21 protein-coding genes and 7 tRNA genes are annotated in these 22,815 nt (G+C 62.0%); 3 read left to right on the forward strand and 25 right to left on the reverse strand.

Annotated elements, in window-relative coordinates:
• Positions 1-149: 149 nt before the first annotated feature.
• The 4 genes from FQ664_RS20580 to FQ664_RS20595 form a co-directional block, all read right to left on the reverse strand.
• A complete protein-coding gene (locus FQ664_RS20580) occupies positions 150-1,148 on the reverse strand; it encodes a sensor domain-containing diguanylate cyclase (RefSeq protein ID WP_144174516.1) in 999 nt (332 codons plus the stop codon).
• 195 nt (positions 1,149-1,343) lie between these two features.
• Positions 1,344-1,420 (reverse strand) — tRNA-Arg (locus FQ664_RS20585).
• A gap of 111 nt (positions 1,421-1,531) precedes the next feature.
• Positions 1,532-2,125 (reverse strand): phosphonate metabolism protein/1,5-bisphosphokinase (PRPP-forming) PhnN, encoded by a 594-nt coding sequence (gene phnN / locus FQ664_RS20590; RefSeq protein WP_144174517.1) that lies wholly within the window; start codon positions 2,123-2,125, stop codon positions 1,532-1,534.
• The gene (locus FQ664_RS20595) at positions 2,115-2,402 is read right to left on the reverse strand and encodes a hypothetical protein (RefSeq protein ID WP_144174518.1); all 288 of its coding nucleotides are present in this window, start codon (positions 2,400-2,402) and stop codon (positions 2,115-2,117) included. Before FQ664_RS20595 ends, phnN begins: the two co-directional genes overlap by 11 nt.
• 69 nt (positions 2,403-2,471) lie before the next feature.
• On the opposite strand from FQ664_RS20595, the gene FQ664_RS20600 reads away from it, so the two are divergent.
• Positions 2,472-2,798 carry an Arc family DNA-binding protein gene (locus FQ664_RS20600; protein ID WP_003254499.1) on the forward strand — a complete coding sequence of 109 codons (327 nt, stop codon included), beginning with the start codon at positions 2,472-2,474 and terminating at the stop codon, positions 2,796-2,798.
• An 87-nt stretch (positions 2,799-2,885) separates the two neighbouring features.
• On the opposite strand, the gene mgtE is transcribed toward FQ664_RS20600, so the two are convergent.
• Positions 2,886-4,328, reverse strand: coding sequence for a magnesium transporter (mgtE, locus tag FQ664_RS20605; protein ID WP_025340118.1), 1,443 nt, complete (start codon positions 4,326-4,328; stop codon positions 2,886-2,888).
• 193 nt (positions 4,329-4,521) lie between these two features.
• Here mgtE and FQ664_RS20610 point away from each other — a divergent pair, with 193 nt between their 5' ends.
• Positions 4,522-4,761 (forward strand): hypothetical protein, encoded by a 240-nt coding sequence (locus tag FQ664_RS20610; protein WP_144174519.1) that lies wholly within the window; start codon positions 4,522-4,524, stop codon positions 4,759-4,761.
• A gap of 7 nt (positions 4,762-4,768) precedes the next feature.
• Here the strand turns inward: FQ664_RS20610 and FQ664_RS20615 are convergent.
• The 9 genes from FQ664_RS20615 to alaS all read right to left on the reverse strand — a co-directional run bounded on the left by FQ664_RS20615 (position 4,769) and on the right by alaS (position 10,009).
• Positions 4,769-4,845, reverse strand: a tRNA-Arg gene (locus FQ664_RS20615).
• 72 nt (positions 4,846-4,917) lie between these two features.
• Positions 4,918-4,994: transfer RNA gene (locus FQ664_RS20620), tRNA-Arg, on the reverse strand.
• 71 nt (positions 4,995-5,065) lie between these two features.
• Positions 5,066-5,142 (reverse strand) — tRNA-Arg (locus FQ664_RS20625).
• A gap of 72 nt (positions 5,143-5,214) precedes the next feature.
• Positions 5,215-5,291 (reverse strand) — tRNA-Arg (locus FQ664_RS20630).
• Between the two features lie 71 nt (positions 5,292-5,362).
• Positions 5,363-5,439 (reverse strand) — tRNA-Arg (locus FQ664_RS20635).
• Between the two features lie 107 nt (positions 5,440-5,546).
• Positions 5,547-5,637: transfer RNA gene (locus FQ664_RS20640), tRNA-Ser, on the reverse strand.
• Positions 5,638-5,709: 72 nt separating this feature from the next.
• The gene (gene csrA, locus FQ664_RS20645) at positions 5,710-5,898 is read right to left on the reverse strand and encodes a carbon storage regulator CsrA (RefSeq protein ID WP_003254503.1); all 189 of its coding nucleotides are present in this window, start codon (positions 5,896-5,898) and stop codon (positions 5,710-5,712) included.
• Positions 5,899-6,064: 166 nt separating this feature from the next.
• Positions 6,065-7,300 carry an aspartate kinase gene (locus FQ664_RS20650; protein WP_013973645.1) on the reverse strand — a complete coding sequence of 412 codons (1,236 nt, stop codon included), beginning with the start codon at positions 7,298-7,300 and terminating at the stop codon, positions 6,065-6,067.
• A gap of 84 nt (positions 7,301-7,384) precedes the next feature.
• The gene (gene alaS / locus FQ664_RS20655) at positions 7,385-10,009 is read right to left on the reverse strand and encodes an alanine--tRNA ligase (RefSeq protein WP_144174520.1); all 2,625 of its coding nucleotides are present in this window, start codon (positions 10,007-10,009) and stop codon (positions 7,385-7,387) included.
• Positions 10,010-10,283: 274 nt separating this feature from the next.
• Here alaS and FQ664_RS20660 point away from each other — a divergent pair, with 274 nt between their 5' ends.
• Positions 10,284-11,456 carry a M91 family zinc metallopeptidase gene (locus FQ664_RS20660; protein WP_144174522.1) on the forward strand — a complete coding sequence of 391 codons (1,173 nt, stop codon included), beginning with the start codon at positions 10,284-10,286 and terminating at the stop codon, positions 11,454-11,456.
• A 49-nt stretch (positions 11,457-11,505) separates the two neighbouring features.
• Here FQ664_RS20660 and astE read toward each other — a convergent pair whose 3' ends face one another.
• The 11 genes from astE to FQ664_RS20720 form a co-directional block, all read right to left on the reverse strand.
• Entirely contained in the window at positions 11,506-12,513 is a 1,008-nt protein-coding gene (gene astE / locus FQ664_RS20665; RefSeq protein WP_144174523.1) for a succinylglutamate desuccinylase, read from the reverse strand.
• A gap of 10 nt (positions 12,514-12,523) precedes the next feature.
• The gene (locus tag FQ664_RS20670) at positions 12,524-12,814 is read right to left on the reverse strand and encodes a topoisomerase II (protein ID WP_144174524.1); all 291 of its coding nucleotides are present in this window, start codon (positions 12,812-12,814) and stop codon (positions 12,524-12,526) included.
• A gap of 14 nt (positions 12,815-12,828) precedes the next feature.
• Positions 12,829-14,178 (reverse strand): N-succinylarginine dihydrolase, encoded by a 1,350-nt coding sequence (gene astB, locus FQ664_RS20675; RefSeq protein ID WP_144174525.1) that lies wholly within the window; start codon positions 14,176-14,178, stop codon positions 12,829-12,831.
• 23 nt (positions 14,179-14,201) lie between these two features.
• On the reverse strand, positions 14,202-15,665 hold the full coding sequence (gene astD / locus FQ664_RS20680; RefSeq protein ID WP_144174526.1) for a succinylglutamate-semialdehyde dehydrogenase: 1,464 nt from the start codon (positions 15,663-15,665) through the stop codon (positions 14,202-14,204).
• The gene (gene astA, locus FQ664_RS20685; protein ID WP_144174527.1) at positions 15,666-16,694 is read right to left on the reverse strand and encodes an arginine N-succinyltransferase; all 1,029 of its coding nucleotides are present in this window, start codon (positions 16,692-16,694) and stop codon (positions 15,666-15,668) included. It abuts the gene before it with no gap.
• A 78-nt stretch (positions 16,695-16,772) separates the two neighbouring features.
• Complete coding sequence (gene aruF, locus FQ664_RS20690) at positions 16,773-17,792, reverse strand: arginine/ornithine succinyltransferase subunit alpha (RefSeq protein WP_144174528.1); 1,020 nt, start codon at positions 17,790-17,792, stop codon at positions 16,773-16,775.
• Between the two features lie 146 nt (positions 17,793-17,938).
• Positions 17,939-19,159 (reverse strand): aspartate aminotransferase family protein, encoded by a 1,221-nt coding sequence (locus FQ664_RS20695; protein ID WP_144174529.1) that lies wholly within the window; start codon positions 19,157-19,159, stop codon positions 17,939-17,941.
• Positions 19,160-19,501: 342 nt separating this feature from the next.
• Positions 19,502-20,482 (reverse strand): transcriptional regulator ArgR, encoded by a 981-nt coding sequence (gene argR, locus FQ664_RS20705; protein ID WP_144174531.1) that lies wholly within the window; start codon positions 20,480-20,482, stop codon positions 19,502-19,504.
• Positions 20,483-20,580: 98 nt separating this feature from the next.
• Positions 20,581-21,345, reverse strand: a complete 765-nt coding sequence (locus FQ664_RS20710; protein WP_025340127.1) for an ABC transporter ATP-binding protein — start codon at positions 21,343-21,345, stop codon at positions 20,581-20,583.
• Positions 21,346-21,367: 22 nt separating this feature from the next.
• Entirely contained in the window at positions 21,368-22,066 is a 699-nt protein-coding gene (locus FQ664_RS20715; protein ID WP_144174532.1) for an ABC transporter permease, read from the reverse strand.
• Positions 22,063-22,752, reverse strand: a complete 690-nt coding sequence (locus FQ664_RS20720; protein ID WP_144174533.1) for an ABC transporter permease — start codon at positions 22,750-22,752, stop codon at positions 22,063-22,065. Before FQ664_RS20720 ends, FQ664_RS20715 begins: the two co-directional genes overlap by 4 nt.
• Between the last annotated feature and the right edge of the window lie 63 nt (positions 22,753-22,815).

Consider the following 22,815-nt stretch of genomic DNA (forward strand, 5'->3'; position numbering starts at 1 on the left):
GCCCTGATGAAAAATCAGGACGAATATGTCACCAAAGGCGGGAAACTGGCTTGCTGAAAACCATAGAATCTCCCACAGGATTTGTGCGGCCTTTGGCCTTGTGCAAATACCTGTGGGAGCGGGTTTACCCGCGAAGAGGCCGGCACGGTTTACTCGGAAATGGCATTCTTACCAGCTTCCTTAGCCCGGTACAGCGCCTGGTCGGCACGCGCCAGCAGCGCATGCGGGTCATCTTCTTCCTGCCATTGCACCACGCCGTAGCTCATGGTCAGCCGGCAACCGCCCAGCGGCTCCAGCTGCTCCAGCACCTGGCGCAAGCGCCCCGCCACCTCCAGCGCCTCGCCCAGCGAGGTCTGTGGCAGCACGATGACGAACTCGTCGCCACCCCAACGGGCCAGCAGGTCCGGCTCACGCAGGCAGGTTCGCAGGTTATCGACCACCCGTACCAGCGCCGCGTCACCCTGGGCATGGCCATAACGATCATTGATCGGCTTGAAGTTATCCAGGTCCATGGCAATCAGCGATAACGGCTGGCGAAAGCGCTGGGCGCGCCGGCATTCCCGCTGCAGCACGTTTTCCAGCCGGTAGCGGTTGGCGACCCGGGTCAAGGCATCGCGCTCGGCCAACTCGCGGTTCTCATCCAGCTGCCGCTGCAACTGCTGGTTCACCCAGGACAACTCGCGGGTGCGTTCGGCCACCTGGCTTTCCAGCGACTGGTTCTTCTGCTCCAGCTGCGCCAGCAGGCGCTTGCCGGCATCGATATTGCGGTGGGCACCGAGCATGCGCGCCACCGAGCCGTCCTCGTTATGGGCGATGATGTAGCCGCTGTCTTCGATCCACAAGTAGCTGCCATCGTGGCAACGGCAGCGGTATTCGACCAGGTAGCGCTCGTTGCGCTGGTTGATGTACGCCTCGAAATGCGCCATCACCCGCGGGTAGTCGTCCGGGTGGATCACGCTTTCCCAGGTGAGTACCGAGTTGGCCATGGAATGGCTGGGGTAGCCGAGCATGGCGTACCAGCCCGGGTTGCGATAGACGTAGCCGGTATTGGCATTCCAGTCCCAGATCCCATCGCTGATCAAATCGAACAACGTATGCAACTGCTGCTCGCTGAAGCCGGCGGGTACCGGCCGGGTTTCCTGACTCATGAACGCTCTTCCTGATGCCCAGCAACTGCGCTCCAATCAAGGGGCTGCCGACAGTGTTGGTAGTTGCCGCAGGCGGCAAGCCCATGGCGCTGACGGGCAAGCATATGCCCAGCATGCCGCCATCGGAATAGCGCCAAAGCTGAATTCTTCGATGTTGACGACCAGTGGCCGACGCAGGGGGCAGGGAAAGAGAAATGGCGTCCCAGGCAGGAATTGAACCTGCAACCTTCCCCTTAGGAGGGGGATGCTCTATCCAATTGAGCTACTGAGACGCAAGTGCCGGCAGCGAGCGCTGCACAGCGGGACGGCCAGCATGTTAACCAGCATGCCGGCATTTGTCATGCCTCAACCGGGCTTTTTCGCGTAATCCTTTTCTGCCAATGCTACACCTGCGGCAGCACACCTTCATCACGCAGCAGCGCGAACAATGCCGCAACCGCAGCTTCCAGGGTAGTGGAGTTGTCCAGCACATGCACCGAAGGATCGGCCAGCGCCTGCAAGCTGGCATTACGTGCCAGGCGCTGCTCGACTTCCTCTGCGCTTTCCCGGCCGCGGGCCAGCAAGCGCTCGCGCAGCACCTCGGGCCTGACCTCGACCCGCACTGCCAACAGGTTCGGATAGCGCTGGCGCGCCTCGGCCAGATAAGCCCGCGAACCATTCACCAGCACCGCCCTGCCCGCCGCCAACCACTGGTCCACCTGTTGTGGTATGCCGTAATCCAGGCCATTGGCTCGCCAATGCATGGCGAACGCACCCTGCGCGCGCAGTGATTCGAACTGCTCGGCCGTGACCCCATGGGCGGCTTCGCCCTTGGCTTCGGCCGAGCGGGTAATGACGCGACGGGCGATTTCCACCCCGACGGCGGCCAGCCGCTCGCGTGAAGCGTCGATCAGGGAATCTTTCCCGGAACCCGACGGTCCTATAAGAAATATCAACCGGCCTGTCCCTGATTGGCGGTCGCTTGCGTCATATTGCATAGCCACTATGCTCTATGGGAGGGAAACCGATGTATTTTAGGGGTTTTCCAAGCCTTTTGCTGCGTTTCACCCGTTTTTGACGGCAAAAGCCTGACAGTTCGACAAGCCGGCGCATGTAAAACTTTTCAAACCAGTACTCATTTCTGATAATTGGTACTGGCACAAAGCCTTTACCCGGCTCACTATTTGTCACAGAATTGACGCCAAGGAAACGGCGACCATGAGGCAAGATGAGCATCCATTTTTCACCGACGGTTGAACATTCTGTCGTCGCCACGGTCGTACTACCACCCCGTGCGGCCAATTTGAGAACCGCTTCCCCTGAACCAAAATCCGGTCAATTTATATGCGCCCAATGAAACAGGCTATTTATTCGAGCCGCACTGCTGACAAGTTCGTCGTCCGCCTGCCAGACGGGATGCGTGAACGCATTGCCGAGGTAGCGCGCAACCATCACCGCAGCATGAACTCCGAGATCATCGCACGCCTGGAACAGAGCCTTATCCAGGAAGGCGCGCTGGGTGACGAGCTGAGCATGCGCCTGGACAGCCCCGAACTGTCCCTGCATGAACGCGAATTGCTGCAACGCTTCCGCCAACTGTCCCACCGCCAGCAGAACGCGCTGGTCGCCCTCATCGCTCACGATGTGGAAATGGCCGCCGACGCCTCCTGAGGCTTGCAGCGAACATGAAAAAGCCAGCGTAAGCTGGCTTTTTTTGTGGGCGCTGTGGGCGCTCATCAGCTTGTAGAAGTTAATCGGTTACAGCAGGAACAGTGTGGCCAGGCCGAGGAAGATGAAGAACCCGCCACTGTCAGTCACCGCAGTAATCATCACGCTGGAGCCCATCGCCGGGTCGCGCCCCAGGCGAGTCAGGGTCATCGGAATCAACACCCCCATCAAGGCCGCCAACAGCAGGTTCAAGGTCATCGCCGCGGTCATCACCAGGCCCAACGACCAGCTGCCATACAGCCAGAATGCCACCGCACCGATCACCCCACCCCAGATCAGACCGTTGAGCAGCGATACCGCCAGCTCCTTGCGCATCAGGCGGCTGGTGTTGCCCGGCGACACCTGGTCCAGCGCCATGGCGCGCACGATCATGGTGATGGTCTGGTTGCCGGAGTTGCCACCAATACCAGCCACGATCGGCATCAGCGCAGCCAGGGCCACCAGCTTCTCGATCGAGCCTTCGAACAGGCCGATCACGCGCGATGCAACGAAAGCGGTAATCAGGTTGATGGCCAGCCAGGCCCAGCGGTTGCGCAGCGAACGCCAGACCGAGGCGAAGATGTCTTCTTCCTCGCGCAAACCGGCCATGTTCAGCACTTCGCTTTCGCTTTCTTCACGAATCAGGTCAACCATTTCGTCAATGGTCAAGCGGCCGATCAGGCGTTCGTTCTTGTCCACAACCGGCGCAGACACCAGGTCATAACGCTCGAAGGCCTGCGCCGCATCATAGGCATCTTCCTCGGGATGGAAGGAGACCGGGTCGGTCGCCATGACCTCCGCCACCTTCTTCTCCGGGTCGTTGACCAGCAGGCGCTTGATCGGCAATACGCCCTTGAGAATGCCGTCATAATCGACCACGAACAGTTTGTCGGTGTGGTTCGGCAACTCTTTCAGGCGGCGCAGGTAGCGCAACACCACTTCCAGGCTGACGTCTTCGCGGATGGTAACCATCTCGAAGTCCATCAGCGCACCGACCTGCTCCTCGTCGTAGCTCAGCGCCGAACGCACGCGCTCGCGTTGCTGGGCATCGAGGGTTTCCATCAGCTCGTGAACAACGTCACGCGGCAGCTCAGGGGCCAGGTCGGCCAGCTCGTCGGCGTCCATTTCCTTGGCGGCGGCGAGCAGCTCGTGATCGTCCATGTCGGCGATCAGCGATTGCCGCACGGCGTCGGACACTTCCAGCAGGATGTCGCCATCGCGATCCGAGCGCACCAGCTGCCAGACCGTCAGGCGGTCTTCCAGGGGCAAGGCTTCGAGGATGTAGGCGATGTCGGCGGGGTGCAGGTCATCGAGCTTGCGCTGCAGCTCGACGAGGTTCTGGCGGTGGACCAGGTTTTCCACCAGGTCGTTGTGGGCGCCCTCCTGACGGTGGGTCAGGTCTTCGACCACGCGCTGGCGCTGCAGCAGTTCGACCACCTGGGCCAGGCGGTCCTGCAGGCTTTCCTGCGCTTTTTTTACTTCTACTTCAGTCATAGGCGAACTCCACTCCCAGCAGCGGAGCACGCCGGGAGAATCAATCGATCAGATCTTTCTGTATGAATCTTGTTAGCGAGTAACTACTGGGTAAGTCCATGGTGGTTTTCCACAAGCCCCGGCGGGGCTGACGGGCGCAATCATACACTGCTAAAGCTGTCAGATCGCTTAAAATTTTGGCCAGAACAATCGTTTGCGTGATAAAGCTGGGACAACGCTCGAAGCCATCAGTGCGACGGTTGTCATGGGTGGGAAAGCACATTCATTTTCAGAAGTGTGGCGCCTGATCGATTTTGCAGCCGCTGCGTCGCGATGGACTGCAAAGCAGCCCCAAGCTACGCCACAATCATTACAGAAGAGCGTAGATCGACATCAGCAACAATTCATTGGCGCAGAAAAACAAAAAGCCCGCTCAAATGAGCGGGCTTCTTGATTTGGTGTGGCGGACTCAGGAGGATTCGAACCTCCGACCGCTCGGTTCGTAGCCGAGTACTCTATCCAGCTGAGCTATGAGTCCGTGGTGGTATTTTTAGACCAGATTACCACTGGTTGGTTGAAGCGCCTTTGCAAGCAGAGCCACTTCAAAAAGTGGCGGACTCAGCAGGATTCGAACCTGCGACCGCTCGGTTCGTAGCCGAGTACTCTATCCAGCTGAGCTATGAGTCCGCGATGGTAGTTTTAGACCAGGTTACCACTGGTTGTTTGAAGCAGCCTTGCAAGCAAAGCCACTTCAAAAGTGGCGGACTCAGGAGGATTCGAACCTCCGACCGCTCGGTTCGTAGCCGAGTACTCTATCCAGCTGAGCTATGAGTCCGTGGTGGTATTTTTAGACCAGATTACCACTGGTTGGTTGAAGCGCCTTTGCAAGCAGAGCCACTTCAAAAAGTGGCGGACTCAGCAGGATTCGAACCTGCGACCGCTCGGTTCGTAGCCGAGTACTCTATCCAGCTGAGCTATGAGTCCGCGATGGTAGTTTTAGACCAGGTTACCACTGGTTGTTTGAAGCAGCCTTGCAAGCAAAGCCACTTCAAAAGTGGCGGACTCAGGAGGATTCGAACCTCCGACCGCTCGGTTCGTAGCCGAGTACTCTATCCAGCTGAGCTATGAGTCCGTGTCTTGCCGCGCATTATAGGTCGCTGAAACATTTTTGCAAGAACTTTTTTCGTTTAAAATCAACTACTTAGCGTTCTTACCGTTTACAGCGCCCTAAGCGAATAATGGCGGTGAAGGGGGGATTCGAACCCCCGATACCCTTATGAGGTATACTCCCTTAGCAGGGGAGCGCCTTCGGCCACTCGGCCACCTCACCGCAACACGAGGCGAATATTAAACAGGCTCTTCCTCGTTTGCAACCCTTTTTTTGAAAAAAACTTCAAAAAAATTAAAGGCTTGGCTCCTCGTCCTTCTCTTTCTTGATCCGCAGGTAGATTTCTTCGCGGTGCACAGCCACTTCTTTCGGGGCGCTGACGCCAATACGCACCTGGTTGCCTTTGACGCCGAGCACCGTCACGGTGATCTCGCCGTCTCCAATGATCAGGCTCTCGGCGCACCGACGAGTCAGAATCAACATAGCTTTCTCCTTACGCAAAACATTCAGGGGTAACAGTCTTGGGGGTCGCGGCCTGGTCGTGGACGACGACTCGGGCCCCGGTTACTCGCCACACAGGGCAGGACCGGCCTGCGTGGCGAGCAGAAACGCGAAGGGCGCGGCAAGCCGCGCCCTTCCAGGCAGCGTATTACTCGCTCTGTCGTGCCGGAGCGTCGAGCTCGAACGCGGTGTGCAGCGCGCGTACGGCCAGCTCCAGGTACTTCTCTTCGATCACGACCGAAACCTTGATCTCGGAGGTGGAGATCATCTGGATGTTGATGCTCTCCTTGGCCAGAGCTTCGAACATGCGGCTGGCAACACCGGCGTGCGAACGCATACCGACGCCAACGATCGAGACCTTGGCGATCTTGGTGTCGCCGATCACTTCACGGGCACCGATTTCACGGGCAGTGTTTTCCAGCACGCTCTGCGCCTTCTCGTACTCGTTGCGGTGTACGGTGAAGGTGAAGTCGGTGGTGTTATCGTGGGCAACGTTCTGCACGATCATGTCGACCTCGATGTTCGAGGCGCTGATCGGGCCGAGGATCTTGAAGGCCACGCCCGGGGTGTCCGGCACGCCGCGAATGGTCAGCTTGGCTTCATCACGGTTGAAGGCGATACCGGAAATGATCGGCTGTTCCATGGATTCCTCTTCATCAATGGTAATGAGGGTACCCGGACCCTCCTTGAAGCTGTGCAGCACGCGCAGCGGAACGTTGTACTTGCCGGCGAACTCCACCGAACGGATCTGCAGCACCTTGGAACCGAGACTGGCCATTTCCAGCATCTCTTCGAAGGTGATCTTCTCCAGGCGCTGGGCCTGTGGCACAACGCGCGGGTCGGTGGTGTAGACGCCATCGACGTCGGTGTAGATCTGGCACTCGTCAGCCTTCAGCGCAGCCGCCAGGGCCACGCCCGTGGTATCGGAGCCGCCACGGCCCAGGGTGGTGATGCTGCCGTGCTCGTCGACGCCCTGGAAGCCCGCCACCACGACCACGCGGCCTTCCTTGAGGTCGGCACGAATCTTCTGATCGTCGATCTGCAGGATGCGCGCCTTGTTGTGCGCACTGTCGGTGAGAATACGCACCTGGTTGCCGGTGTAGGACACCGCTGGCACACCACGCTTGATCAGGGCCATGGTCAGCAGGGCAATGGTGACCTGCTCACCGGTCGACACGATCACGTCCAGCTCACGTGGAACCGGCTGATCGGTGATCTGCTTGGCCAGATCGATCAGGCGATTGGTTTCACCGCTCATGGCCGACAACACAACCACCAGGTCGTCGCCCGCCTCACGGTGTTTCTTGACCTTATCGGCTACCTGCTCGATCCGTTCGATGGAACCGACAGAGGTGCCGCCAAATTTCTGTACGATCAACGCCATTTCAATGGTGCCTCAGCCCATACAGGGCCCCAAAAAACAATCCAACATGAAGGGACCGGCGACTAGACCACCGGCCCCCTCATCTCAAAGTCCCTGCTCTGCGAATGGCACGGCCAGCGCCAGGGCCTGGTCCAGTGCAGCGACGTCGACGCCACCACCCTGGGCCATGTCCGGACGGCCACCGCCCTTGCCACCCACCGCCGCAGCGGCTTGCTTCATCAGATCGCCAGCCTTGAGTTGACTGGAGAGGTCTTTGGTCACGCCGGCCACCAGCACGACCTTGCCCTCATGCTCGCTGCCCAGCAGGATCACTGCGTGGCCGAGCTTGTTCTTCAGCTGATCGACCAGCGCCAGCAGTGCCTTGCCGTCCTGCCCATCCAGGCGGGCGGCGAGCACCTTGGCGCCCTTGACCTCAACGGCCGCGTTGGAGAGATCGTCTCCGGCGGCGCTGGCGGCCTTGGCCTGCAGCTGTTCCAGCTGCTTCTCCAGCTGGCGGTTGCGCTCGAGCACAGCCGACAGCTTGTCGATCAGGTTGTCACGGTTACCCTTCACCAGCTGCGCGGCTTCCTTGACCTGTTCTTCGGCAGCGTTCAGGTAGGCCAGCGCAGCAGCGCCGGTGACCGCTTCGATACGGCGCACGCCAGAGGCCACGCCGCCTTCGCTGATGATCTTGAACAGGCTGATGTCGCCGGTGCGCTTGGCGTGGATACCGCCGCACAGCTCCACCGAGAAATCGCCGCCCATGCTCAGCACACGCACGGTGTCGCCGTACTTCTCGCCGAACAGCGCCATTGCGCCCTTGGCCTTGGCGGTTTCGATGTCGGTCAGTTCGGTTTCCACCGCAGTGTTCTTGCGCACTTCGCGGTTGACGATGTCTTCCAGGGCCTTGATCTGCTCCGGTTTCACCGCCTCGAAGTGGCTGAAGTCGAAACGCAGGCGCTGGCTGTCGACCAGCGAGCCCTTCTGCTGAACGTGCTCGCCCAGCACCTGGCGCAACGCTTCGTGCAGCAGGTGGGTGGCGGAGTGGTTCAGCGAGGTGGCGTGCTGCACCTCGGCATCGACCTTGGCTTCGACTGGCGAACCGATCACCAGCGCACCGCTGGCAACCACGCCGTGGTGCAGGAAGGCACCACCGGTCTTGGTGGTGTCACGCACATCGAAGCGCGCAGCACCGGCCTGCAGGAAGCCGCTGTCACCGACCTGGCCGCCGGACTCGGCGTAGAACGGCGTGCGGTCGAGCACGACCACGCCCTGCTCGCCTTCTCCCAGCTGGTCGACGGCCTGGCCGTCCTTGTACAGGGCGATGATCTTGCCCTGGCCTTCGGTGGCGTCATAACCGAGGAACTCGGTGGCGCTGTCGACCTTGACCAGGCTGTTGTAGTCCATGCCGAAGGCGCTGGCGGAACGGGCACGCTCACGCTGGGCGTCCATTTCGCGCTCGAAGCCGGCTTCGTCGATGGTCAGCTCGCGCTCGCGGGCGATGTCGGCAGTCAGGTCCATCGGGAAACCGTAGGTGTCGTACAGCTTGAACACTACGTCGCCCGGCACCACGTCGCCCTTGAGCTGGGCCAGGTCCTGCTCGAGGATGCGCAGGCCCTGCTCCAGGGTCTTGGCGAACTGTTCTTCTTCAGCCTTGAGCACGCGCTCGATGTGCGCCTGCTGGCTGTTCAGTTCCGGGAAGGCTTCGCCCATTTCGGCGACCAGCGCGGCAACGATCTGGTAGAAGAAGCTGCCTTTGGCGCCCAGCTTGTTACCGTGGCGGCAGGCGCGGCGAATGATGCGGCGCAGCACGTAGCCACGGCCTTCGTTGGACGGCAGCACGCCGTCGGCGATCAGGAAGCCGCACGAACGGATGTGGTCGGCCACCACTTTCAGCGAAGCCTGGCCGTCATTGCTGCAACCAATGGCCTTGGCCGCGGCAGCCAGCAGGTTCTGGAACAGGTCGATCTCGTAGTTCGAATGCACGTGCTGCAGCACGGCGCTGACACGCTCCAGGCCCATGCCGGTGTCCACCGACGGCGCTGGCAGCGGGTGCAGCACGCCGTCGGCGGTGCGGTTGAACTGCATGAAGACGTTGTTCCAGATCTCGATGTAGCGATCGCCGTCTTCTTCCGGCGAGCCGGGTGGGCCGCCCCAGATGTCCGGGCCGTGGTCGTAGAAGATCTCGGTGCATGGGCCGCACGGGCCGGTGTCGCCCATGGTCCAGAAGTTGTCGGAGGCGTACGGGGCGCCCTTGTTGTCGCCGATGCGCACCATGCGCTCGGCCGGCACGCCGACTTCCTTGGTCCAGATATCGTAGGCTTCGTCGTCAGTGGCGTAGACGGTGACCCAGAGCTTTTCCTTGGGCAGGTTCAGCCATTTTTCCGAAGTCAGGAAGGTCCAGGCGAAGGTAATGGCGTCGCGCTTGAAATAGTCGCCGAAGCTGAAGTTGCCCAGCATTTCGAAGAAGGTGTGGTGACGCGCGGTGTAACCGACGTTTTCCAGGTCGTTGTGCTTGCCACCGGCACGCACGCACTTCTGGCTGCTGACGGCACGGGTGTAGGCACGCTTCTCCGCACCGAGGAAGCAGTCCTTGAACTGGTTCATGCCGGCATTGGTGAACAGCAGGGTCGGGTCGTTGTTCGGGATCAGCGAACTGGAGGCGACTCGGGTATGTCCCTGCTCTTCGAAGAAGCGAAGGAAGGCTTCACGGATTTCTGCGCTTTTCATAGGTTCTTCCACGGAAACGGCGGCCGTTTGGGCTAATACGTCGCATCGACGAAACGACGGCAAAGGGCGCCATTATATCCAGCCTGAACGGGAGATACAGTGTGTTTATACGTTCGACACGACCAAACACCATGAAATCGCCACTCCGGGTAGCCGAATGCGGGTTGCTCGCCACCTGCCGGGCCTAAATAACTACCGCGCCTCGCCATCGCAGGCTTTTTAACCTTGGCCACTGCCACAGCGCATAGCCATCTACTGCCAGCGAGGTACCATCATGCACCCCAACCCCATTTACTTCATCTCCGGAAGAACCAGCGGTTTTCAACAATTCATCGACCCGTCCACAGACGACAAAGACATTCATCAATTCTATGAGTACCGGGATGAGAAGCTGGATGTCCTGCTCGAGCAGGTGTGGTTTGAGCAAGGCCAGATCCCTGGCAAGCACCACATGGTGATTGAAAGCCATGATGCCGGGGTGGACATTGACATTTCCGCTTACGATTGCCACCTGATGGCCCAGGTGGGCACCAAGCGCTTTGTCCTTGCACCGACGCGCAGACAAACACTGGTCATAAAAACTGCCGACGGTGGCGGTAGCATCAAAGTGGCAAAAGAGGTGAAAACGCCGGTGATCATCCAGGCCGGCAACGGAAGCAAACGTATTGATACGGGGGGCGGCATTACCCAGGTGTTCAGCGGCACTGGCGACACTCAAATCAACGTTGGCCAGGGCCTGACATTCATCAGAAGTGGTCCCCAGGGCAGCCGTATTACGGGTCATATCCTGGTTGATGACCCGCACGAATCGATTATCTACGCCCGCAACCAGCCAGGTGATGCCCGTTTCGAGCAACCTCTGATCGCACCCCTTGATACCTTGGCCAGCAATACGTTTGAAATACAAGGTAGCGGTACGTTCAAAGCGGCCGTTCAGAACCATCTGACCTTCTTTCGTCACACACTCTGCGGCCAACGGCTGCTGGCAGAGCTGGCCAAACGATCATGGATAAGGGTCACGGAATCGCGCAGCCCCACCCATTTCGAGGTGTACGTATCCGACCCAAGCGACGGCGACCACCACTTGCGTCAAAACAGCCGACTGGAATGGGTCTCCGGCTGGCCCGCAGAGGGCGGCGAACTGAGTTTCAACCTGACACATTCGGATAGCGACAATCTGCCGCTATTCGACTTCTACCGCTGCTTGTGCGAGGCATACAACGCGTTCAACGGTACGACAGTACCTGGAACCACCCAGATAAAAACACTTGATCGTCGGCAGATCACGGTAGCCAAAGCCCAGTTGCAGGCTATCGGCTTGCCCAGCGGGCTCTTGTTCGACTTCGACCAGAACGCACAAACCCCACCGACTGACACCAACCCCTGGCCGCTCAACGAAAACGCGTTACGCGAGGAGCTGGGCCTCTCTGCACGCACCTATTATTGAGCACCACATGCACGGCGCGGCGACGCGCGCCGTGCGCTCACAGCGACACTCAACCCAGGTGCTGCCCCGAATCCGGCACGATAAGGATCCCGGCACGCAAGCCGTTCTTGACCTTGGGGTTGGGGAAGATGATGCGCGCCCCCTCCTCCTCGACCACCCAGCGCGTCTCGGCCAGGTCTTCGGCCAGCAGGTAACCCTTGCTCAGCTCGGAGAAGTTCTCGATGTCCGCCGGCAAATGCAGGTGAAAGCTGTCGCTGTGCTTGATGATCTCGCGGGATACGCTGAACAGTTGTAGGCCATCCAGCGAGCTTTCGCCCTGTGGCTCGGTGTCTTCGATGATGCGGATCAGCCGCTCTTCCAGCTTGTCGAGGTTGACCAGCTCGTTCTGCCCGAACGGTCGGGCTTTGCCCAGCTCCAGGGTGAAGGCTTCGGCCTCCAGCTGCTCGTAGGTGAAGGCGCTGAAAGTGATCGACGACTTGCTCTGCAGCAACACCGCCTCCATGCCCGCCGCAGCCAGGCGCGCCAGTTCGCGACGGGAATGCTTGCGCCCCTCTTTGTAAGGGTACAAGGCAAACTGCTCGATCTTCGAACCGCGGATGGCAGTATGCAGGTCGTAGTGCAGGCGGCTGCGCCCCGGCTTGCTGAAGAACACCCGGGCGAACTGCTCCAGCTCGGCGGCACGCAATGCCTCGAAGCCACTGGACAGCTCGTGACGGCCGTTGAACAGGCGGTTGATGTCCTGCTCGATGAAGCGCTCGCCCTTACGGATCGCCGCCGGGTTGCCGAACAGGAACAGCACCCGTGCCTTGGGTTTGAGCTTGCCGTTGGCCACGCCATGCAGCAGCCGCTCGAGCAACTCGATCGGTGCCGTTTCGTTGCCGTGGATGCCGGCGGACAACAGCAAGTCCAGCCCGCAATCCTCGCTTTCGGCCGGGCGTACTTCGAGCGCGCCCTCCCCCAGCCAGCGCAAACGCGCGCCCTTGGGTGTCACTTGGGTCTTCTCGGCCGGTTCGTGATCGGTGAGGGTCAGCTCAAGCAATTTGCCAAGGGCGAGCATAGGTACTTCCTTAGTGGTGGTGGCCGCAGTCGGGGCCATGGACGTGATCGTCGTCTCCGCCGACCTGCGCCGGTTCCATTTCCAGCTGCAGGCTGACCAGGTTGGTGGCCATCGGGCGCAGCAGCAGGTTGGCGTACTCGGTGTCGTCTTCCTCGACATCCACGCCGATCAGCAACTGGCCACGGCCATCCTGCTGAATCCACACTTCCTTGCCTTGCCAGACCACGGCAAAGCGGGTGCAGGAGGTTTCCAGCTGGGTGCCGTCTTCATCTTCGAGGATCAGGCGCAGGGCATCGGTCATTGCAAAGTCTCTCTTCAAGGTTGGCGTTGGAACGGGTACACCGAGCCCAACTTCAGGATCTGGGTCAATTCGTCCAGTGCCGTACGGCATTCCACCAGCAACTGCGGGTCGGCCAGGTCCGCCTCGCCAAGGCGATCGCGGTAATGCTTGTCGACCCACTGCAGCAGGGTGTCGTACAGCGAGGCGGTCATGATAACGCCCTGGTTGACCGCCGCCAGTTCCGTTTCCTTCAACGCCACGCGCAAACGCAGGCAAGCCGGCCCGCCGCCGTTCTGCATGCTCTGCTTGAGGTCGAACACCTTGACCTCTTTCACCGGGCCACCCTGGCTGGTCAACTGGCCCAGGTAGGCCCAGACCCGCTCGTTGTTGCGGCACTCTTCCGGCACCACCAGCAGCATGGAGCCGTCGTCGCGGCTGAGCAGCTGGCTGTTGAACAGGTAGGAACGCACCGCGTCCTCCACCGTCACCGCTGCCCGCGGCACGCAGATGGCCTGGAAGTTGCCACCCTTGCTGGCCAGTTTAGCTTGCAGCTGGCCAAGTACCGCGTCGGTCTCGAGGAACGCGTCCTCGTGGTAGAACAGCACCTCGCCGTTGCCCACCGAAATCACATCGTTATGGAACACGCCCTGGTCGATCACGGCCGGGTTCTGTTGAGCGTAGACCACGCCGTCATCGCTCAGGCCATGCAGCCGAGCCACGGCCTGGGAAGCTTCCAGGGTCTGCCGGGCCGGGTACTTCTGCGGCGCCGGGAAGCGGCTGTCGAAGGCGCTGCGGCCGTAGACGAAGAACTCCACACCGGCCTCGCCATACGCACGGCAGAAGCGCGTATGGTTGGCCGCACCCTCGTCACCGAACTGAGCCACCGCAGGCAGCGCTGCATGGTGGGCAAAGTGTTTGTCGTTGCTGAACATGGCGCCCAGCACGCGGCTGGTGGTCGGGTGCTCGATACTGCGGTGGTACTTGCAGTTGAGGTTGGCGGCAGTGAAGTGCACGCGGCCATCGGCGGTGTCGGCACTGGGGCTGACCGTGGCGGCGTTGGCTACCCACATGCTCGACGCCGAGCAGCTGGCCACCAGCAATGGCATGGCCTCCTTGGCGGCACGCTGGATCACTTCGGCATCACTGCCGCCAAAGCCCAGGCGGCGCAGCGCGGCTACATCCGGGCGCTCCTGCGGCGCCAGCACACCCTGCTTGAAGCCCATGTCGGCCAGCGCCTTCATCTTCGCCAGGCCCTGGCGCGCGGCTTCGCGCGGGTTGGAACCCTGCTGGCTGTTGCTCTGCGAAGCCACGTTGCCGTAGGACAGGCCGCCATAGTTGTGGGTAGGCCCCACCAGGCCATCAAAATTCACTTCGTAGGATTTCATCGGCTAGGCTCCGTGACCTGTTGTTATAGGGTGACGCCCGGCGTCAGGGTTGCCGGCAAGGCAAGGCTGGCGGTCTCCAGCGAAGCCACGGGGTAAGCGCAGTAGTCCGCCGCGTAATAGGCGCTGGCGCGATGGTTGCCGCTGGCACCCACGCCGCCGAATGGCGCACTGCTGGCGGCACCGGTCAGTTGCTTGTTCCAGTTGACGATGCCGGCGCGGCTGCGCAGCCAGAAGTACTGGTAACGGGCACGGGAGTCGGACAGCAAGCCGGCGGCCAGGCCATACTGGGTGTTGTTGGCCTCATCGATGGCAGCATCGAAGTCGGCGTAGCGGATCACCTGCAGCAGCGGGCCGAAGAACTCTTCGTCCGGGCGCTCGGCCACAGCGGTGACATCGACAATGCCCGGGGTCAGCAGTGCGGCATCGGCCTGCGGCTGGGTCATTTCCAGCAGTTTCACGGCGCCCTTGGCGACCAGTTCGGCCTGCGCCGCAATCAGCGCTCGCGCCGCCTGCAGCGAAATCACCGAGCCCATGAACGGCGCCGGCTGTGCATCGAACGCGCCGACTGTGATGGATTTACTCACCTCGACCAGCCGCGCGATCAGCGCATCGCCCCAGGTGCCTTGCGGCACCAGCAGACGACGGGCGCAGGTGCAGCGCTGGCCGGCGGAAATGAACGCCGACTGGATAATGGTGTACACCGCCGCATCGAGGTCCTTGACCTCATCCACCAGCAGCGGGTTGTTACCACCCATTTCCAGGGCCAGGATCTTGTCCGGGCGGCCGGCGAACTGCTGGTGCAGCAGGTTGCCGGTGCGGCTGGAGCCGGTGAAGAACAGGCCATCGATACCCGGGTTGGCGGCCAGCGCCACACCGGTTTCACGCGCGCCCTGCACCAGGTTGAGCACACCCGCCGGCAGCCCGGCGGCAATCCAGCAATTGACGGTCAGTTCGGCGACCTTGGGCGTCAGTTCACTGGGTTTGAACACCACGCAGTTGCCCGCCAGCAGCGCCGGCACGATATGGCCGTTGGGCAGGTGGCCGGGGAAGTTGTACGGGCCGAACACCGCCACCACACCGTGGGGCTTGTGCCGCAGCACGGCCGTGGCATCGGCCAGCGGGCCGCTCTTTTCGCCGGTGCGCTCGCGGTAGCTCTGCACCGAGATCGCCACCTTGTTGATCATGCTGGTGACTTCGGTCGCCGACTCCCACAGGGGCTTGCCGGTTTCCTCGCCGATGCACTGGGCCAGCGCTTCGGCATGGGTCTTCAGTTGCTCGGCGAACTTCTCCAGCACATCGATACGCGCTTCCAGGCTCAACTGCGCCCAGGCCGGGAAGGTTTGCCGGGCTGCCTGCACGGCCGCCTCGACCTGGCTGGCGTCAGCGCCCTGCCCCTCCCAGACGACAGCTTGCGTCACCGGGTTGAGCGACTGCAAGGTTTCGCCCTGGCCGACCAGCCAATTGCCTGCGATGTAATGCGTGGTCATTTACTGGGCCTCCCGGCTTGCCGACAGCGGCACGGCGCGCACGTTGTCGCCAGCGCCCATGCGCAGGCGCTTGGCGGTCAAGGGATCGACCACCAGGGTACCGGCGGCCATCCGCGCAGGTGCAGCGGTGATGCGGCAGTCGTCGCGCTTGCGGTTGTGGATGATGTAAGGCGTCGCGTCATCGCCCGGTGTGCCCACCGCCAGCACCAGGGTCTGGCTCTCGCGCACGGCGCGGATCCTGGAGGTGTCGCACTCGATAGCGGGGCCGGCGTCAAAGATGTCGACATAGCCCTGGTAGTTGAAGCCTTCCTGCTTGAGCATGGCCAGCGCCGGCTCGGTGTCTTTGTGCACGCGGCCGATCACGTTGCGCGCCGCCTCGGACAGGAAGCAGGTATACAGCGGGAACTTCGGCATCAGCTCGGCAATGAACGACTTGTTGCCCACGCCGGTGAGGTAGTCGGCCTGGCTGAACTCCATCTTGAAGAAGTGCCGGCCCAGGCTTTCCCAGAACGGCGAGCGGCCCTGCTCGTCGGACATGCCGCGCATTTCGGCGATGATCTTCTTGCCGAACAGCTCGGGGAACTCGGCGATGAACAGCATGCGCGCCCGCGACAGCAAGCGGCCGTTGAGGCCGGAGCGGTAGTCGCTACGCAGGAACAGCGAGCACAGCTCGGAGTTGCCGGTCAGGTCGTTGGCCAGGAACAGGGTGGGGATTTCGCGGTAGATCTTCAGCTCCTGCGAGGCGCTGACGGTCAGGCCGACCCGGAAGTTGTACCAAGGCTCGCGCAGGCCGACGGCACCGGCGATGGCACTGATGCCCACCACCATGCCTTCGTCGTTTTCCAGCACGAACAGGTAGTCGGTGTCGCCACGCTCGGCTTCGCCACGGAAGCTTTTTTCCGCCCAGCCGACGCGATGCCGCAGGCGCTCTTCGTTGGCCGGCAGCGTGGTCAGCCCGGTGGTCCCGGTGCTGCGTGCCAATTCGATCAACGCAGGCAAATCGCTGCTGCGTACAGGACGAACGATCATGCTATCTCCTTGTGCGGCGGCGGCGGCCGGCGCGAAACTCTTCTAACGCATCAATCCCGAAACGTCTGTTGCCAGACCTCAGACCGCGACCAGGCGCACGCTGGCACCCTCGCCCACCCCCAGCGCATCGGCGGCTGCCGGGCTCAGGCTGACCGGTTTGCCAGGCACCCAGTCGAGGTCCAGCAGCACTGCACGGTAGTCCTGCAACTGGCCATTGCACACCAGATACGGACGGCTCCCCTTGGCCGCAGCTTCTTCGATCTTCACCGGCACCACCCGGCTCTGGGCGATCGAGCGGATACCCGAGGTCCGCGCATGCAGGGTCGGGCCACCGTCGAAGATGTCGATGTAGTGCTCGGTCTCGAAGCCTTCGCGCATGAGGATGTCGAAGGTGATCTGCGCCCGCGGGTGCACCTGGCCCATGGCCTCCTGCGCCAGGTCAGGCAGCAGCGGCACGTAGATCGGGTAGTGCGGCATCAGCTCGGCGAGGAAGGTGCGGCTCTTCAGGCCGCACAGGCGCTCGGCGTCAGCGTAGTTGAGGTCGAAGAAGTTGCGGCCGATGGCATCCCAGAACGGCGACTCACCCTGCTCGTCGCTGTAGCCGACGATCTCGGTCACCACCGAGTCGGCGAAACGCTCCGGGTGCGCTGCCATGAACAGCAGGCGACCGCGCGAATTGAGCTCGGCCCAGCTACTGTTCACCAACTCCGGCAGCACATAGAAGCTGGTCAGCAGGCTGTTGCCGGTCAGGTCGTGGCACAGCGACAGCACGTGGATCTTGTTGTGGATCTTCAGCTCACGCGAGGCGTGCACGAAGGTCTCGTTACGAAAGCTGTAGAACGGCTCGGAGTAGCCGGCCGAAGCGACGATGGCCGAGCAGCCGGCGAGCTTGCCGGTTTCGCTGTCTTCGAGCACGAAGAAGTAGCTTTCTTCACCGTTGAAGCTGACCTCGGCGGCGAAGGAAGTCTCGGAAGCGGCGATCTTGTCGCCCAGGCGAGCAGCGTCGTCCGGCAGCGAGGTGACACCAATGGGGCTGTCTGCAGCCATACGCTGCACTTCGTTCAGATCAGCCATTTGCGCGGGGCGCATCACCAGCATGGTGTCACTCCTTTGGAATGCGGGCCGCTCACGGCGGCACGGAAAAACGGCAGGTGCATTGGCACCTGCACTGGAATCGGGTATCACCGGCCCGGTCCAGACTCGGGCTGAGCCTGCGCCGGGGCCGGCGAAGGGACGCAGGCGGATCAGCCCTGGGTCAGGGTGGCCACGGCGCGCTCGAAGCGGTCCAGGCCTTCATCGATGTCGGCGTCTTCAACCACCAGGCTTGGCGCGAAGCGGACCACGTCCGGGCCGGCCTGCAGCACCATCACGCCTTCTTTCTCGGCAGCGTTGAGCACGTCCTTGGCCTTGCCTTTCCAGGCCTCGGTCAGCACGCAGCCCAGCAGCAGGCCAACGCCACGTACCTGGCTGAACAGGTGGTACTTCTGGCCGATCTGCTCCAGGCGGACCTTGAAGCGCTCATGCTTGGCCTTGATGCCGGCCAGGGTTTCCGGAGTGTTGACCACGTCCAGCACCGCGCAGGCAACGGCGCAGCCCAGCGGGTTGCCGCCGTAGGTGGTGCCGTGGGTGCCGACGGCCAGGTGCTTGGCCAGCTCGGTGGTGGTCAGCATGGCACCGATCGGGAAGCCGCCGCCCAGGCTCTTGGCGCTGGTCAGGATATCCGGGGTCACGCCGTAGTGCTGGTAGGCATACAGCGAACCGGTACGGCCCACGCCGGTCTGCACTTCGTCGAAGATCAGCAGGGCGTTGTGTTCGTCACACAGTTTGCGCGCGCCTTCCAGGTAGGCCTTGTCGGCCGGCACCACGCCGCTCTCGCCCTGGATCGGCTCGATCACCACGGCGCAGGTCTTGGCGGAAATCTGTGCCTTCAACGCTTCCAGGTCGTTGTATGGCACGTGGCTGATGCCGGTGATCTTCGGGCCGAAGCCGTCAGAATACTTCGGCTGGCCACCGACGCTGACGGTGAACAGGGTACGACCGTGGAAGCTGTTCACGGTGGCGATGATTTCGTGCTTTTCCGGGCCGAAGCGGTCATGGGCAACGCGACGGGCCAGCTTGAAGGCGGCCTCGTTGGACTCGGCGCCAGAGTTGCAGAAGAACGCACGGTCGGCAAAGGTGGCGTCCACCAGTTTGTGAGCCAGGCGCAGGGCCGGCTCGTTGGTGAACACGTTGGATACGTGCCAGAGGGTGTTGGCCTGCTCGGTCAAGGCCTTGACCAGTGCCGGGTGGCAGTGGCCCAGGGCGTTGACCGCGATGCCACCGGCAAAGTCGATCAACTCGCGACCTGACTGATCCCAAACGCGGGAACCCTCGCCTCGCACAGGAATGAAGGCCGCCGGAGAATAGTTGGGGACCATGACCTGGTCGAAATCGGCACGTTGCACCGGGGCTTGCTCAACGGACATCTGAGTCTCCTGAAGAGGAACGCTGGCCTGGAAGTGGCGAGCGATGGGGGGATTGTAAGGACTGATCCGCGCCTGTCCTTGCGGCCAAGCGACAACTTGTTACAGCGCAAAACCCAGTTTTGACAAGGCTTTCGGCAATGCGACAAACACTGTCGCAATCGCGCAGTGTACGGGAGAGAGGGGGCTGGGTGAACGGGTGTTCACATATAGAAGAGTGGTTGCCTGCACCGGCCCTATCGCCGGCAAGCCAGCTCCCACAGGTACCCCGCAAACTTCAGGGTTTGTGGTGATCCTGTGGGAGCTGGCTTGCCGGCGATAGGGCCAGCACAGACAACAGAAAACTCAGCCTTTTTCGGCAGGTGCCGAGCTCAGTTCGAACGGGCTGCTGCTGCGCCGCTGGTTGCGGTCTTCCCGCGGCGTGGCGCCAAAGAAGTTGCGATAGGCGCTGGAGAAATGCGGCCCCGAGGAGAAGCCGCAGGACAGCCCGATCTGGATGATCGACTTGCTGGTCTGCATCAGCATCTGCCGCGCCTTGTTCAGCCGCAGCTCCAGGTAATACTGGCTCGGCACGCGGTTCAGGTACTGCTTGAAGATACGCTCCAGCTGCCGGCGCGACACGCACACGTGCTGGGCAATTTCGTCGGTGGTCAGCGGCTCTTCGATGTTGGCCTCCATCAACAGCACCGCCTGGGTCAGCTTGGGATGGCTCGAGCCCAAGCGGTTCTGCAGCGGAATGCGCTGGCGCTCGCCCCCCTCGCGGATGCGCTCGACCACCAACTCCTCCGACACCGCCCCGGCCAGCTCCGCCCCGTGATCACGCGCCAGCACCGCCAGCAGCAGGTCGGTCACGGCCATGCCGCCACAGGCAGTCAGGCGATCGCGATCCCAGTCGAACAGGTGACTGGTGGCGATGACTTTGGGGAAGCGCTCGGCAAAATCGTCCTGCCAGCGCCAATGCACCGCAGCGCGGTAACCGTCGAGCAGGCCCAGCATCGCCAGGGGATAAACCCCGGCCGACAGGCCACCGACCATGCAGCCACTGCGCGCCAACTGCTTGAGCGCCGCCGACAACGCCGCCCCCACCGCCGGCGGCTGCTCGTCGGCCAGCAGAAACAGCTTGTGACACCCCTCGAGGCGGCCGTTCCACGCCTCGCCCGGCAGACGCCAGCTGCCCTCCTGCGCCGGCTCCGCCTGCAGGAAGAGCAGCTCGTAGACCACCTCCGGGTGCACCCGCTGCGCCACCAGCAACACTTCCTCGGCCAGCGCCAGGGTCAAGGGCCTGGTGCTGGGCCAGATGAGAAAACCGATTCGCTGGGTGGTCATAGGGTGCGGTCCGAAACCTGAGGTCGTTCGAGTCTGTGCGCCGGGTCAGGCTGCGCTCGCCGCGCAGCATGCCCTATTCTGGTGCAAAAATGCAGTTTTTACTTCAGGCTGCCGGAGAGGAACTGCTTCAGGCGCTCCGACTGCGGGTTGGCCAGCACTTCGCGCGGGCAACCGGTTTCTTCCACCAGGCCCTTGTGGAGGAACACCAGCTGGTTGGACACCTCGCGGGCAAAGCCCATTTCGTGGGTCACTACCACCATGGTGCGGCCTTCCTGAGCCAGTGCCTGCATCACCTTGAGCACATCACCCACCAGCTCCGGGTCCAGCGCCGAGGTCGGCTCGTCGAACAGCATGACCTCCGGCTCCATCGCCAGCGCCCGGGCAATTGCCACACGCTGCTGCTCACCGCCGGACATGTGCCCAGGGAAGGCATCCTTGCGGTGGGCGACACCGACCTTGGCCAGGTAGTGCTCGGCCTTTTCCAGGGCCTCCTTGCGGTTCACGCCCAGCACGTGCACCGGCGCTTCGATGATGTTTTCCAGCGCAGTCATGTGCGACCACAGGTTGAAGTGCTGGAAAACCATCGACAGCCGCGAGCGCATGCGCTGCAACTGACGCGGGTCGGCGGCCTTGAGCGCGCCATCCTTGCCCGGCACCAGCTTCAACTCTTCGTTGTTGAGCAGGATCTTGCCGGCGTGCGGCTGCTCCAGCAGGTTGATGCAGCGCAGGAAGGTCGACTTGCCCGAACCGCTGGAGCCGATGATGCTGATGACATCGCCTGCCTTGGCCGACAGGGACACGCCCTTGAGCACTTCATGGCTGCCGTAGCGCTTGTGCAGGTCTTGGACTTCGAGTTTGTACATGCTGTCGATTCTCACAAAGCGGTCAGTGCTTGCGCGGCGCCAGGTAGCCGAGCCAGCGGCGTTCGGCCATCTTGAACAGGCGCACCAGGATGAAGGTCAGGCACAGGTAGAACACGCCCGCCGTGATGTAGGCCTCGAAAGGCAGGTAGTACTGGGCATTGACCGTGCGCGCAGCGCCAGTGATGTCGATCAGGGTGACGATCGACGCCAGACTGGTGGTCTGCAGCATCATGATCACTTCGTTGCTGTACTGCGGCAGCGCCCGACGCAGGGCCGACGGCAGCAGGATGCGCCGGTACATCTTCATGCGCGACATGCCCATGGCCTTGGCCGCCTCGATCTCGCCATGGGGCGTGGCCTTGAGGCTGCCGGCGATGATTTCGGCGGTGTAGGCGCTGGTGTTGATACCGAACGCCAGACATGCGCAGAAGGTGGCGCTGGACAGCAGCGGCCAGAACACGCTTTCGCGCACCGCCTCGAACTGCGCCAGACCGTAGTAGATCAGGAACAGCTGCACCAGCATCGGCGTGCCGCGGATCACATAGGTGTAGAGCCACGCAGCCATGTTGACCACCGGCTGCCTGGAAACCCGCATCAAGCCCAGCGGGATGGCCGCCAGCAGGCCGAAGAACAGCGAAATCGCCAGCAGCTTGAGAGTGGTCAGCAGGCCGCCGAAGTACATCGGCAACGCCTCCCAGACGACGTTGTAGTCGAAGATCATAGTTCAGCCACCTTGACGCCCACCGAGTAGCGGCGCTCGAGATACTTCAGGGCCAGCAGCGAGACGCTGGTCAGCACCAGGTACAGGGCTGCCACCGCCAGGAAGAAGGTGAAAGGCTCGCGGGTGGCGTCGGCCGCCTGCTTGGCCTTGAACATCATGTCCTGCAGGCCCACGACCGAAATCAGCGCGGTGGCCTTGGTCAGCACCAGCCAGTTGTTGGTGAAGCCCGGGATCGCCAGGCGAATCATTTGCGGCACCTGGATGCGGAAGAACACCTGGAAGCTGCTCATGCCATACGCCACGCCCGCTTCGGCCTGGCCTTTGGGAATGCCGAGGAACGCACCGCGGAAGGTTTCCGACAGGTAGGCGCCAAAAATGAAGCCCAGGGTACCGATACCCGCGATCAGCGGATTCAGGTCGATGTAGTCTTCATAGCCGAGCAACGGCGCAACCCGGTTGATGATGTCCTGACCGCCGTAGAAGATCAGCAGGATCAGGACCAGGTCCGGAATGCCACGAATAACCGTGGAATACAGATCGCCCAGCCAGGCCAGCCAGCGCACCGGCGACAAGCGCAGCGCCACACCGATCAGGCCGAGCACGATGGCCAGGGCCATCGACGACAGGGCGAGCTGAAGCGTCAGCCACGCCCCGTCGAGGATGACTGCCCCATAGCCTTTCAACATGATGAGGTCCTCGACCTAGAGAATGAAAAATGGTGCAAACCTCAGAGCCTCTGCTGTTTGCAC

Source organism: Pseudomonas persica (assembly GCF_900291015.1).
Taxonomy (GTDB): domain Bacteria; phylum Pseudomonadota; class Gammaproteobacteria; order Pseudomonadales; family Pseudomonadaceae; genus Aquipseudomonas.

What these genes read in the sequence shown, in the direction of transcription:
- FQ664_RS20600 (WP_003254499.1), top strand. Translation starts at nt 2,472, where the DNA reads ATGCGCCCAATGAAACAGGCTATTTATTCGAGCCGCACTGCTGACAAG.
- phnN (WP_144174517.1), bottom strand. Translation starts at nt 2,125, where the DNA reads ATGCAATATGACGCAAGCGACCGCCAATCAGGGACAGGCCGGTTGATA.
- astB (WP_144174525.1), bottom strand. Translation starts at nt 14,178, where the DNA reads ATGAAATCCTACGAAGTGAATTTTGATGGCCTGGTGGGGCCTACCCAC.
- FQ664_RS20710 (WP_025340127.1), bottom strand. Translation starts at nt 21,345, where the DNA reads ATGTACAAACTCGAAGTCCAAGACCTGCACAAGCGCTACGGCAGCCAT.
- FQ664_RS20650 (WP_013973645.1), bottom strand. Translation starts at nt 7,300, where the DNA reads ATGGCGTTGATCGTACAGAAATTTGGCGGCACCTCTGTCGGTTCCATC.
- FQ664_RS20715 (WP_144174532.1), bottom strand. Translation starts at nt 22,066, where the DNA reads ATGATCTTCGACTACAACGTCGTCTGGGAGGCGTTGCCGATGTACTTC.
- astA (WP_144174527.1), bottom strand. Translation starts at nt 16,694, where the DNA reads ATGATCGTTCGTCCTGTACGCAGCAGCGATTTGCCTGCGTTGATCGAA.
- FQ664_RS20580 (WP_144174516.1), bottom strand. Translation starts at nt 1,148, where the DNA reads ATGAGTCAGGAAACCCGGCCGGTACCCGCCGGCTTCAGCGAGCAGCAG.
- FQ664_RS20695 (WP_144174529.1), bottom strand. Translation starts at nt 19,159, where the DNA reads ATGTCCGTTGAGCAAGCCCCGGTGCAACGTGCCGATTTCGACCAGGTC.
- FQ664_RS20660 (WP_144174522.1), top strand. Translation starts at nt 10,284, where the DNA reads ATGCACCCCAACCCCATTTACTTCATCTCCGGAAGAACCAGCGGTTTT.
- FQ664_RS20670 (WP_144174524.1), bottom strand. Translation starts at nt 12,814, where the DNA reads ATGACCGATGCCCTGCGCCTGATCCTCGAAGATGAAGACGGCACCCAG.
- alaS (WP_144174520.1), bottom strand. Translation starts at nt 10,009, where the DNA reads ATGAAAAGCGCAGAAATCCGTGAAGCCTTCCTTCGCTTCTTCGAAGAG.
- FQ664_RS20720 (WP_144174533.1), bottom strand. Translation starts at nt 22,752, where the DNA reads ATGTTGAAAGGCTATGGGGCAGTCATCCTCGACGGGGCGTGGCTGACG.
- csrA (WP_003254503.1), bottom strand. Translation starts at nt 5,898, where the DNA reads ATGTTGATTCTGACTCGTCGGTGCGCCGAGAGCCTGATCATTGGAGAC.
- argR (WP_144174531.1), bottom strand. Translation starts at nt 20,482, where the DNA reads ATGACCACCCAGCGAATCGGTTTTCTCATCTGGCCCAGCACCAGGCCC.
- astE (WP_144174523.1), bottom strand. Translation starts at nt 12,513, where the DNA reads ATGCTCGCCCTTGGCAAATTGCTTGAGCTGACCCTCACCGATCACGAA.
- astD (WP_144174526.1), bottom strand. Translation starts at nt 15,665, where the DNA reads ATGACCACGCATTACATCGCAGGCAATTGGCTGGTCGGCCAGGGCGAA.
- mgtE (WP_025340118.1), bottom strand. Translation starts at nt 4,328, where the DNA reads ATGACTGAAGTAGAAGTAAAAAAAGCGCAGGAAAGCCTGCAGGACCGC.
- aruF (WP_144174528.1), bottom strand. Translation starts at nt 17,792, where the DNA reads ATGCTGGTGATGCGCCCCGCGCAAATGGCTGATCTGAACGAAGTGCAG.